This is a genomic window from Aeoliella straminimaris (assembly GCF_024054565.1).
GTDB classification, from domain to species: Bacteria; Planctomycetota; Planctomycetia; order Pirellulales; family Lacipirellulaceae; genus Aeoliella; species Aeoliella straminimaris.
The window spans coordinates 74207-86075 of sequence record NZ_JAMXLR010000033.1 but is presented as its reverse complement, the minus strand read 5'-3'; the positions used below and the strand labels follow the sequence as shown (position 1 = coordinate 86075).

The 11869-nt window shown below is 59.5% G+C and carries 10 protein-coding genes; 5 read left to right on the top strand and 5 right to left on the bottom strand.

Features of this window, described 5'->3' with window-relative positions:
* Positions 1-406 precede the first annotated feature (406 nt).
* Both NG895_RS09310 and NG895_RS09305 read left to right on the top strand, forming a co-directional pair.
* A complete protein-coding gene (locus NG895_RS09310; RefSeq protein ID WP_252852212.1) occupies positions 407-778 on the top strand; it encodes a hypothetical protein in 372 nt (123 codons plus the stop codon).
* A gap of 71 nt (positions 779-849) precedes the next feature.
* Positions 850-2880, top strand: a complete 2031-nt coding sequence (locus NG895_RS09305; protein WP_252852211.1) for a rhamnogalacturonan acetylesterase — start codon at positions 850-852, stop codon at positions 2878-2880.
* A gap of 7 nt (positions 2881-2887) precedes the next feature.
* Here NG895_RS09305 and NG895_RS09300 read toward each other — a convergent pair whose 3' ends face one another.
* From NG895_RS09300 to NG895_RS09285, 5 genes are all read right to left on the bottom strand, one after another.
* A complete protein-coding gene (locus NG895_RS09300; protein WP_252852210.1) occupies positions 2888-5311 on the bottom strand; it encodes a glycoside hydrolase family 2 TIM barrel-domain containing protein in 2424 nt (807 codons plus the stop codon).
* Between the two features lie 31 nt (positions 5312-5342).
* Positions 5343-5756 (bottom strand): L-rhamnose mutarotase, encoded by a 414-nt coding sequence (locus tag NG895_RS09295; RefSeq protein ID WP_252852209.1) that lies wholly within the window; start codon positions 5754-5756, stop codon positions 5343-5345.
* Between the two features lie 63 nt (positions 5757-5819).
* Positions 5820-7178, bottom strand: a complete 1359-nt coding sequence (locus NG895_RS09290) for a glycoside hydrolase family 28 protein (RefSeq protein WP_252852208.1) — start codon at positions 7176-7178, stop codon at positions 5820-5822.
* Between the two features lie 137 nt (positions 7179-7315).
* The gene (locus tag NG895_RS30855; RefSeq protein WP_425267216.1) at positions 7316-7504 is read right to left on the bottom strand and encodes a PEP-CTERM sorting domain-containing protein; all 189 of its coding nucleotides are present in this window, start codon (positions 7502-7504) and stop codon (positions 7316-7318) included.
* A gap of 15 nt (positions 7505-7519) precedes the next feature.
* Positions 7520-7873, bottom strand: a complete 354-nt coding sequence (locus tag NG895_RS09285; RefSeq protein WP_252852207.1) for a hypothetical protein — start codon at positions 7871-7873, stop codon at positions 7520-7522.
* 687 nt (positions 7874-8560) lie between these two features.
* Here NG895_RS09285 and NG895_RS30850 point away from each other — a divergent pair.
* From NG895_RS30850 to NG895_RS09275, 3 genes are all read left to right on the top strand, one after another.
* Complete coding sequence (locus NG895_RS30850) at positions 8561-8794, top strand: PEP-CTERM sorting domain-containing protein (protein ID WP_425267215.1); 234 nt, start codon at positions 8561-8563, stop codon at positions 8792-8794.
* A 107-nt stretch (positions 8795-8901) separates the two neighbouring features.
* Positions 8902-10878, top strand: a complete 1977-nt coding sequence (locus NG895_RS30560) for a sulfotransferase family protein (protein ID WP_252852206.1) — start codon at positions 8902-8904, stop codon at positions 10876-10878.
* Between the two features lie 44 nt (positions 10879-10922).
* Entirely contained in the window at positions 10923-11813 is an 891-nt protein-coding gene (locus tag NG895_RS09275) for a hypothetical protein (protein ID WP_252852205.1), read from the top strand.
* Positions 11814-11869 lie beyond the last annotated feature (56 nt).

Below are 11869 nucleotides of genomic sequence, written 5' to 3'. Positions count from 1 at the left end.
GTGGCCACCTGTGACACGGCATTCCGCAGCAGGTGTCTCGATTGCCCTGAGGCAGGCAAGAGGGGGGAGTACCTGTTCCTTTGAAGCGATCCGCACACTTCCATAATAGCAGCGGGCTGGAATACTAGCTGGACCTTGTAACGCAATCTCGACGTCGTTTGACGCAAACCAAATCGCATCGAATTGCGGGCTTTTTGCCGCTGCGTTAGCGTACGAGATGAGGATGTCGTGTATCGCTTCTACTATTGCCCCGCGTGACCACTCCCCACCCGGCGAGTGTCCCTCCGATTCTGATTGCTCAAGCGGTTTCCTCCCAGGCTGACCTTTTCCAAGTATCGATTGATCGTCTAGATCGTTCCCGGTCGTTTGTGGCTTGCCGCCACTGTTGCCAAGTGTTTACGGAGGATTGCATGTTGCCTTTGCATGCCAGCTTCAACGGAGCCTGTGCCGTATCGGCAGCGGTTTCACGCTGTTCGTGCCCAAGGGGGGCGGGCCGTCGGCCAAGGGCGAAATTCAGCCCGACGGCGCCTATCAACTCAAGACCGAAGACGGCTATCATGGTGCTGTGCTTGGCTCCTATTATGTGGCGGTCATGGCTTTCGAGGAAAAGGGCCGTTACCAGCCAAATTACGACTCTCCTGACATTCCTCGCGGATCGGCTAAAGACTCGGGCGAGCTCGTTCCGGCCCATTACATGGATCCAACCACATCGAACATCACCTACGAGGTGGAGTCGGGCAACAACGACTTCACCATCCGATTGTCGTCCAAGAAGTAGCGATGTCGCCGCGGCCGTTTTCATCGGCCTGTCATAAACTGGCCATCCAAGCCTGCAGGAGTCGCACCGCCATGATTTTGTGCTGTCCTTTTTTCTCTCATCTCCGCGGCCAATTGCTTGCGGGGCTGCTGTCCCTGGCCACCGTCGCGACGTACGCCGAGCAGGTCGAGAGACCAGCGAAGCCCACGCTCTACCTGATCGGAGACTCCACCGTTCGCTGTGGCCGCGGCAACGGCGAAGGAGGAATGTACGGTTGGGGACAGGTGCTGGCACCACATTTCGACACCGCCCAGATCAACGTGGTCAACAAGGCCATCGGCGGGCGAAGCTCACGCACCTTTCTCACCGAAGGTCGCTGGCGGGAGGTGCTGGAGCAACTGCAGCCAGGCGATTTTGTGTTGATGCAATTTGGCCACAACGACGGTGGCGAGATGTTCAACGGGAGCCGTCCGCGGGCTTCCATCAAAGGCAACGGCGACGAAACGCGTGAAGGCGTCGTCGAGGCGACGGGCAAGCCCGACGTCGTGCACTCTTACGGATGGTACCTGCGAAAGTACTGTGAGAACGCCAAGCAGCATGGCGCCACGCCGATCGTGCTGTCGCAGATCCCGCGCGACCGTTGGCAGGATGGCAAAGTCATCCGCGCCAGCAATGACTATGGCAAATGGGCACGCGAGGCAGCCGAGCAGGCGGATGCACTGTTTGTGGACCTCAACGAAATCGTCTCCCAGCGATACGAGCAGGACGGCCAAGTGAAGGTGCATGCCGACTATTTCACACCGCAAGACCACACGCACACCAGCCTCGAAGGCGCGTTGGTGAATGCGGAGTGCGTGGCCGATGGTATCTCTCAGCTAGATTCCTGCGAACTGCGGGACTACCTGCTTCCACCCGATCAGGTGCCTGCGAGAGAGGACGGCAAGTTCACCGTCAAGCGATTCGACTTCGGGGCGGGCGAGGTAGCTCGTGGTTACTATCCAGTAACCGCGGATATGACCTATACGCCCGAGCGTGGGTATGGTTTCGAGCCCACGATCAAAGTCGAGAACGCATCGACGGACGACGATCCCCTCGCGGGCGACGTCTGCCAAAGTGATAAGCCGTTTTATTTTTCGGTCGACCTGCCTGAAGGCAACTACCGCGTCTCCATCGCAACTCCTAGAGTATCACCCAGCAATCCAGTTACCGTAAAGGCCGAACTGCGGCGGCTGATGGTCGAGAGGAGTGCCGAGCCCACGCATGAGATCATTGTCAACCTGCGCCGTCCCGAGCTGCGCGATGGCGGCCAGGTGCGGCTCAAGGGACGCGAGAAGACCACCGAGGCGTGGGCGTGGGATAATCGACTTACACTCGAGTTCAATGGCCCTCAACCGGCTGTCGCGTCGGTGATTATCGAGCCGGCGGATGACGCGCCGACCGTCTTCCTGGCCGGTGACTCGACCGTGGCCGATCAGCCTCGCGAACCCTGGAACAGTTGGGGGCAGATGCTCCCACGGTTTTTCCAGCCGTCTGTCGCCGTGGCCAATCACTCGGAGTCGGGTGAGACGGTGCGGGGTTCGCTTGGTGCCCACCGCTTCGACAAGATCTTCGAATCCGCCCAGCCGGACGACTATCTCTTCATTCAGTTCGGGCACAACGACATGAAGATCAAAGACGCCGATGCTCTGGAGCAGTATCGTAGGTCGCTTGAACAGTTGGTGGAGCGGGCACGCGCCCAGGGAGTGCATCCGGTGCTGGTTACTTCCATGGAACGGCTGGGCGGCGCCCAGCATGAGACCTTGGGCAAGTATCCTCAAACCGTGCGGCAGGTGGCAGCGGATCTGGATGTGCCACTGATCGATCTGAATTCGCAGAGCCGCCTGCTGTACCGTGCGCTAGGCGACAACCTGGACCGGGCGTTCGTCGACAAGACGCACCATACTAGCTATGGAAGCTACCTCCTGGCACGCAAAGTCGTTGCCGACATCCGATCGCAGCTTCCTTCCTTGGCGCCCCACCTGACTCAAGATGCACCCTATGGCGACGAGGGAGTGATTCCGTATGAAGAGTGGAAACTGCCTGCCAGCCCCACGCGTGATCTGGCTGCTTCAGAGAGTTCGTAAGTTTACCCTACGGGCTGGCCCTAAGATTCGTCTTGGCCGTGGCCGGGTTTTCTCCCAAGCCATCGCACTCCGCCACCAAGGTGATTTCGCCTTCTGAGCCCGTTGCTCGAACGTAGGCGAAGCACTGGCCGCCGATCGTTTGGCGTCTCGGCTCATGGAACGATTCGAGGCTCACTATGGAAGCATTATCGACTGCCACCAGCTCGCCGGGGCCTTCGACGCGGAACTTTATATCGTAATTGGCCGTCGGACAAAGCTCTCCCTTGGCGTCGACCACATCAACCTGAATGGTGGCTACCTCGTCCCAATCGGGGCTGAGTTCCTGTTGGTTGCTCGTCAGCTTCAGGGTGACCGGCTCTCCGGCAGTGCGCAGGCGATGCCTTGCCACTTCTTGGCCATCGTTTAATCCTATGGCTACCAGTTCACCGGGCTCGTACTTCACCTGCCACGTGCGGGGACGAGCATCCGGGGGCAACGACTTGGTGCCGAGATCCCGCCCGTTAAGCTCCAGCCGTACTTGTTCGCAGTTGCTGTAAACTTCTACCCTTTCCTCATTGGGTGCGCGATTCTTGTAACTTGGTGTCCAATCGTCGAACAGCACCTTTTTTCGAACCCACTCAGCTACCTCATAGCCAGGATCGGCGGGGGTAGCTTCGGTGGGCGAGGTGCGTCGAAAAGCTCGCACCATCGGTTCTTCACTCCACCAGCTCTGCCGTTCGTAGCCCCGCGGGTGTGGGCGAGCGGTGCGGTCAATCAAGCCGGAGTCGAACGTCGTGACCGGCCAGCGTCGGGACTCGCCCAGGTAGTCGACACCCACCCAAAGAAACTGGCCACTGTGCTGTGGGTTATCGCGGCAGGCCAGCCAGGTGCCCCGCTCGTGCGCTTGCTCCGTACCGACGATGCGACGGCCGGGCTGATCGCGCCAGGCTTGCAGCAATTCTGCATCACGATAATTGGTGCCAATTACGTCGAGCAAGTCGGCTAGGCCATTGTCGTAATCGTGAGTGGTATTTGGTCGGAACAGGCCTTGGGTTACGCACCGGGTGGGGTCAGTGTTGTGGCACACCTCGACCAGGCCGGCGAGCACCTGCTTGGCGTGTTCCGCGCGATGGGTGTCACGAATCTCATTGCCCACGCTGTACAATACCACGCATGGATGGTTGCGATCGCGGCGTATCGTATCGGCCAGGTCGCGATGAGCCCATTTTTCAAAGTAAAGATGATAATCGTACTTCCGCTTACCAACGGTCCAGCAGTCGAAGAACTCGTCCAACACCAGTATTCCGAGTTCGTCGCAAAGGTCCAGCAACTCCGGCGATGGTGGGTTGTGGGCCGTGCGAATCGCGTTGACGCCTAGCGATTGCAGACGCTTCAGGCGGTCGCGCCAAATGCTGGTCGGCACCGCCGCCCCGAAGGCTCCGCCATCGTGGTGCAAACAAACTCCCTTGAGCTTGATGTTCTGCCCGTTAATCCAGAATCCCGTATCGGATTTGAATTGAACGTCGCGGATACCAAACCGGGTTTCGGTCTGGTCTCGAACTGTGTCGCCCACTGTTAGTCGTTGCACGGCCACGTACATGTTGCCATCGCCGACATCCCACCGCTCAGGGTTAGCCACGCTTAGCACGCTTTGCACCGCACGCGAAGCCCCGGCAACTACCTCCAACTGCTGCTCGTCCGAGGCGACCTCCGCCCCGCTTGGATCGAGCACGGTGGTGTGCAGCTTGCACTGCTGTGCCTGCTGGGAATCGTTGACCACGACCGCGTTGATGCGAACGTTGGCTTTGGCCGCGGAGACTTCCGGCGTGGTCACAAACGTATCGAGGTCGTTTAGATGCACTTTGTCGAACACGAGCAGCCGAGCCTTGCGGTAAATGCCGCTGCCCGTGTACCAACGCGAGGCCACTTGCTGGTGGGTATCGGTTTGCACACAAAGGGTATTGGTTGCTGCCGGATCGCTGTTCAGGTGCTCGGCAAGGTCGTAACGGAAGCTGACGTAACCATTGGGTCGGTGTCCCAGGTGATGACCATTCAGCCAGACATCGCTATTGGCCATTACCCCATCGAATTCCACCAGCACCTTCCGCCCCTCGGCACCAAGGTTTTTGGGAAGCTCGAGCCGATACCAGCCAATTCCGGTCGGCAAGAAGGCCCCGTCGCCACCGGCGGGATTCGATTTCTCGAAGGGGCCCTGAATGCTCCAGTCGTGCGGGATGCGGACATCTCGCCATCCGGAATCGTCGAATTCGACGCGCTCGGCGCTCGCTTGTGGCCCGCGAGCGAATCGCCATCCTTCCGACAGCTCGATCGACTGTCGTGGCGGGGCAGCGGATGCTTCCTGCGATGGAAAAAGAGTGACAAGTAGTCCGAGCGTCAGGAGCAGTGGCATCCCGGCCAGCGGGCGGCAGAAGAGAGGCGAGGAGATGGACATTCCTATCCCAGTCGGTTTGAGGTGTCGTGGTTCAAGGCAGGTGCATCACCATTTCGCCGGGCAACCATTGTTCCCCTTCGGGTGTGCCCTCGATTCGCGACTGGCAGGCGTCGGTAATGGGCCACCACTCATCGCGCGTCGTTGGATCCTGGCCAATACTTGCAAAGTCGCGTTTGGGGTCGTCGCCCACGTACTCGAAATACTGAAACAAGTACTTCTTGCCACCCAATTCGAGCACGTGAATGCTATAGTTCTGGATGTTGGCCCGCTTGAGTGCTGCTACCACGTCCGGCCAGACACTGGCGTGCAATTCGCGGTACAGTTCTTCTTTCTCTGGCAACAGTTCGACCGCAGCGCTATAGCGCTGAACTCCCTTTTCGGCTTGTTCGGCGGGCGAAGGATTTGTGGAGCCGTACTGCGGCCGCGTGGCATCGGAGAGAGACATCGTGAAACCTCACATATCGGAAACGGGCAGTGTTTTTCACATTCCAAGCTACCCGATTGCTGGCTAATCTTCCACACGGTAGGGCTCGCCGTTGACCGTGAAATCGGAAAAGGCCAAGTTGTCGATATCGGCATGACGAAACGAGTCGTGCTGCGCGCGGACGTCCACGTCCTGGACAAAGATGTTTCGAATCATATCGCCGGAGTTTCCCCGTAGCTCGCCAATCGAACGAGCCGTCCCCTGGATGTTACGAAGCACTACGTTTTGCACCACCGACGCGGGAGGTTCATGCTCCCCCAAATCAAAAAATTGCGTCCAAGGCTTTACGTCGAACAGCGCTTGTGCGCTGTCGAGCTTCAGGTTCTCGAACACGAAGTTCTCATAAAGCTGAGGGGTGTCGGGGCGGAGCTTAAAGCGAACCACCGGCACACCATTGCCGACAGTCGAGTTGCGAACAGTGACATTCCGAATCACGGTGGCTTCGCTACCGCAGGTCAACATGCCATGACCATTGAGGAAGTTGCAGTTGGTGACCAGCACGTTCTCCACCGGAGGGCTCGATTCGTCCCGCATGGCCAGCGGCCCCTTCGATCCCTTGAGGGCAATGCAGTCGTCCCCCACCGATATCGTGCACTTGCGAATGGTCACATTGCGGCAACTATCGATATCAATTCCATCGGAACTAGGCGCGCGGTCAATCGAGAGCTCATCCCACGGTTGAGCCACGTCGGTAATCTTCGGCGGATCGCCGTGCGGAGCGGTGATTGTGAGGCCTTCTACTAACGCGCTTTGGCAACGATAAAGGTGCAGGTTCCAGAAGCCGGAGTTCTTGAGGTGAATACCACTGATATGAACTTCACTCGCCCCATCGATATAGATCAATCGAGGTCGTTCCACCTCCAGGTTGGTGCATTTAGGATTCTCCTTGCGACGTTTCCAGAAGGCCGCCCAGAATGGTTTTCCGTTGCCATCCAGAGTCCCACTGCCACTGATGCGGACGTTCGGTACCTCCTCGGCGTTGATTAAGGCGGGACGCCACGGTTCGAAGTGACCCTCGATGCGCGTCATCCGTTTGGGGTAATCTTCCAATTCGGTCGAGCCGAGCAACACGGCTCCTTCAGCCAGATGTAGTTCAACTTTCGGTTTCAGGTGGAGGGCTCCCGTCCGGAAGGTGCCGCTCGGCACCACGACCCGACCTCCACCGGCTGCGGCGGCCTGGTTGATGGTTTGCTGAATCGCGTGGGTGTTGACCTCGTTGCCGCCTTGCTTGGCCCCGAAGTCCGTGATTAAGAAGTCGTCGGCGCTGGCCGATTGAAACAGCGAGGCGGCTCCCAACGCCACAAAGGCCAACAGCCATCGCGCGATGGCAGGTATGGTCGGCGCTATTGGGCAAGTGGAGATTGATGACTTGTGAGTCTGCATTATTATCCTTCCAAATAGGCAGCTACGCGACGGCCGATCGACCGTCGCGTAGAAGGGTTGGTCATGATTGAGGAGCGGGCGACCGACGAGCGTGCTGCCCTAGACTCGCCGGCCGCCACTCCGAGTTGTCTTGATTGCTACTTGCGTCGCCGCGTGGCCAGTAGCCCGATGCCAGCCAGGCTGCAAAGTGCAATGGAAGTTGGTTCCGGCACTTGAGCGGTGTACTCGATGTCCAAGCGTGGATGCCAATCGGAGGTCGTGTGTTCCTTGCAAGCGAGACCGGCGCCTCGGTCTCTTTGCTCGAAGGGGAATACAAACGTGACCATACCGTTAGCGTCGGCTCAATCGTTCAAAAAGTCAACCAATGCCTGCCTGGTGATCGCGATGGTGGTCTCACCACTTGCAGCGCCCGGAGCGGCGGCGAAAGTCTCCACAACATCAGCGGTTCCACCTTCGGGATCCAGGCTCAACACGCGACTGCGGTCGACTCCGTCATTCGGATCGAAATCTGCCAACTCGTCCCAGTATTGCAGCGTGCTATCTACCATATCCAACAAACCGTAGGTGGCGAAACGTGCGCCGTTGACACCATCGTTCCGGGCACTGGATACCTTGGTCACCGTAAGGGTGGTTTTCGAGATGCGGTCGACCATCCGTCCCGACATGTCGAACTGGATGTAAGGCACGAAGGACAAACGCCAGTCCAAAACGGCGTCTACCCCGTTCGCGGCATGGCTGCGATCGTTGCGGATCCACGTGTCGTAACTAGCCGGCAAGTAACAGGTTGGTCCAATTCATTAGCGCTACTCCGATAGGTCAAATTGCAAATCGCAATAAAGAAGTACTGTGATAGAGGGCGTATTCCCTTGGTAGCTGGTCATGAACGTGGATCTTCCTGCTGATGTGGGTTCTAGAGAGCAACGTGGGCCCCTAGAAAGTTGAGGCGCCAATTGCTGGGCAGAGCAGAACTGATTTCTCAAAGGAGACTTGAAACTTGGCTAGCAACCTGCGGCTAACCAGATGGAAAAGATGGCGATTGCCGTGTTGAATCGTTAAGCGAACCGAGGTCCGTGCAATCGCTGCAATCCGCCTCAACGGATCTAAAGGTAATCGCTCCAAAGGTGTGGGCAAGGCAGTGGCATGATTTTGCAACTATTGCCATTCTCTTTGCGGAGAAGGGGGCGGAGCGTGCAAAGTGCTTGCAGTGGGGGCGGAAAGCGTTAGGGAAAGGCACTACCGACGCGGACGATAGCTGGCCCCAATCAACCTGCTGGAAATCGCGCTGTCACATCGGCCGATTCCCCCCTCCAGGGGGATGAGATTTCACGCCAGGAGTCCTGCGGTACCATCTGCTGGTGAGCATCCATCAGCGCGGCTGACCTGTGGCAGCGCCGCCCCGTCGAAAGAGCAATGGGGCTGGGCACAAGATAGCGCGTCCCAACGGGAAAGACTACCGCCTGTGGGCACAAGTCTACACGGCACTGGGAGGGGATCTTCGCCAAGTGCAGTCGCCGGTGCCGGAACCGGCCACGGCGACGCTATCCTGCCTCGGGGCAGCAGCCTGCCTGGTCATGCGGCGCCGCGGCAGGGGAGCTGCGCCGTGTGGTCCAGGATAGCTATCACCGCTAGCCCCCTGCGGGGCTTTCTATTGAGCCGCTGGAGCAGAATCGCTACAAGCCCCAAGCTCGTTCGAGAGCTTCTCGTCTGAATCTGGAAAGCTGCTGTGTTTGCTGTCCTGGCAAGTCGGTTCCGCGCGCTTGGCCCCTTGGCAAAGCTGGCCATGTGGGCGATGTCTATCGTCGCGCTGGTGGTGCTGGGCGAGCTACTGCAGTACAGCACGGGCCTGCCCTGCTCGCTGCTCACTAAGTCGCCCGGTGGCGTGATACTGCTGGTCGTGGCGTTGGTGTCGCTGCTGGCGGTGCTGGCCAGTGAAGCCCGCCCGGCAGCTGAGTACGGATTGGTGATCCCCGCCACGTGGCGCCGGCAGGCCTTGCTGGGCATAGCCGTAGGAGCGGCCTTCTACGGTGGCTATCTGATGGCATGTCACCGACTGGGTGTGTTCGCCTGGCATACCGACGCCATTACACCAAGCCGGTACGCCAAGGCCGGGCTGGCCATGTTCAGTTCGCTCCCGGTATCAGCCGTGCAACAGATCATCTTCGCAGGCCTGCTGCTGGGTATGCTCCGTCGCGCAACCTCGCCCGTGTTGGCGGTGCTCGTACCGGCGGTGGTTTTTGGAGTGTTTGCCGCCGCGAGCCGACACGATGGCACCGCGGTGCCGCTGTTCATCGGGCTCACGCTGCTGGCCATCCTGCTGGGCCTGGTACGACTGCGCACCGGGACGATTGTGGCTTCCACGGGACTGTTGGCAGGCGCCATTGCCGTGCGGCGGCTTATTTCGAAACTTCGGCTGGTGGAGTTCGACTGGACGAACCCCTGGTCGCCATGGCTCGCTCCCGAAGGAGATCCTCGGCTAGCGCCCGCGTTCTGGGCATTGATCCTGTTGGCGGTTGCCGCTACGACCGTGTTGGTCGCTCGCTACGGAACGAGCGAGGTCCGTGAGGATTCGGCGGCCGCGGCCAGCTTTAAGCGCGTGATGCCTCTGTCGAACCTGATGGCGTTCGCCCCGCTTGATCGCTGGATGGTGGAACTCGCCCGCGCGCGGTTTGCAGTGGGGGTGTTCTACTTGCCGCGACTGTTGTTCACGCTGATTGCCTCGGGACTGACAACATTGGTCACACTGCCCGAACGGGTACTGGCGCCACGGCTGTTGAACCACGAAGTGCCCTCGCCGGTGTTTATCGTTGGGATGCACCGTAGCGGCACCACGCATCTGCACAACCTGATGGCGCTTGATCCTCAGTTTCGTTCGCCCCGCAACTTCGAAGTGCTCAACCCTCACGGCTTTCTAACTGGCTGGCTCACGACCGCAGCCATGGCGCCGCTATTGATGTGGCGCCGGCCGATGGATTCGGTGCAAATGACGGTGCTCAGCACACAGGAGGAGGAATTCGCCCTTGCCGCTATGGGAGGCGAATCGCCCTACTGGATGTTCTGCTTCCCGCGTCGCACCGGCGAACTCCAAAAGTACTGGTGGACCGAACGGTTCGACTCCGGCGAGCTCGCTCGCTGGCAACGCCATTACATTCGCTTTCTCCGCAAACTCACCTGGCGATGTCGGCGTCGGCCGCTGCTGAAGAATCCGGTCAACACGTGCCGGGTGTCGATGCTTCGCGAGATGTTCCCGACGGCGCAGTTTGTCTACATCGTCCGACATCCATACAACGTGTATCGCTCGAACCTGCACTTCGCCGAGCACGGCTTTGCGGTGTTCCAACTGCAGGACGCCCACCCGGAGGACAACTACGCCGGGCGGTTCCTCGATCAGTATCGCCACGCCACGGACGCTTGTGAGCACGACCTGCACGCGCTACCGTTCGGCACCACGGCGCGCGTACGATTCGAGGAGCTGGAGCGAAATCCTCGACACTGCATTCAGCAGATCTACGAGCGTTTGGGGCTGGAATTCAGCCCCGAGTATCGCGCCGCGCTGGACGATTATCTCAATCGCAACGCGGGCTACCACAAGAATCGCTTTGGAAAACTCCCTCCGGCCGAAGCGGCAAAGGTGGATGCGGCGATGGGGCCTTATCTGATAGAATGGGGCTACGTGCACCCCGACCTTCGCAAGGCGGCGTAGCCCCCTCCCCACCGCGTTTCCCTCCCTGCCCCGCTGGCTCGCTTGTGTCCGACGACAACAAGACCATCGATTGGCTATTGCGCTGCGGCGTTGCCCTGCAATGCGCAGGATATGCGTGGCTGGTAGGCGTTGTGCTCGAGACCCCACTGCTGGCATGGTTGTGGGAGCCGGCTGACGTAGGTGGACTGGGGCTCGGCGAAGCCCGCGGCATGGCCATCGTTCGCGTGGTGGGCGTCCTGCTGACGCTGGCCGCGGTTTCGACGATAATGCGGCCCTCGCGCGTGCTACTGGGCCTGGTGTTTCTGTTTCAGCTGCTGCTGGCCTATGCGGCCTGGCAAACCTACGACGGCTTTCCACTGGATGTGGCCTGGCTGGGAGGTGGCCAATTGCGGGCGTGGGGCGAAACGGCGGTCCGACTGTTTCCGTTTGCCGCCGGTGCGGCAAGAATCGCCGCCCCACTGGTATTGCTATTGGTGCACTGGTCGAAAATCCGCAAGCTGATGGGCATTGCCATCACGCCCACCGTGGAATGGTTGCTCCGCGTCAGCATCGCTCTGACCTTCGCTGCTCACGGGCTGGAAGCAATGCAGCAACGTGGCTCATTCCTCGACATGCTGATCGTTACGGCGCATCGACTGTTCGACGTGCGTCTCGAAGAGTCCACCGCGCAAACCATGCTGCTGATTATCGGCGTGATCGACCTGGTGGTCGCCGTACTGATTGTCGCCCGCCGCTGGCGGCCAGTGGTCGGTTACATGGCGGCCTGGGGTTTGATCACGGCGGCAGCACGTTTTTTTGCCCTAGGAGTGGATCGCGGTTGGTACGAATTCGCCATCCGCTCGGCTCACTGGGTATTGCCTTTGGTGTTAGTACTGGCCTGGCGATTGGTGCCTGTGCCGGACGCTTTGTTAAGATCCATTGGCTCCGACGATTGACCCTTCGCACAACTTCGACAGGAGATCTTATGCACCGCTATTGGAATTCTCCCTTG

Coding starts and splice junctions, on each gene's coding strand:
- NG895_RS09305 (WP_252852211.1), top strand. CDS start 850: ATGATTTTGTGCTGTCCTTTTTTCTCTCATCTCCGCGGCCAATTGCTT.
- NG895_RS30855 (WP_425267216.1), bottom strand. CDS start 7,504: ATGGTCACGTTTGTATTCCCCTTCGAGCAAAGAGACCGAGGCGCCGGT.
- NG895_RS09295 (WP_252852209.1), bottom strand. CDS start 5,756: ATGTCTCTCTCCGATGCCACGCGGCCGCAGTACGGCTCCACAAATCCT.
- NG895_RS09300 (WP_252852210.1), bottom strand. CDS start 5,311: ATGTCCATCTCCTCGCCTCTCTTCTGCCGCCCGCTGGCCGGGATGCCA.
- NG895_RS09290 (WP_252852208.1), bottom strand. CDS start 7,178: ATGCAGACTCACAAGTCATCAATCTCCACTTGCCCAATAGCGCCGACC.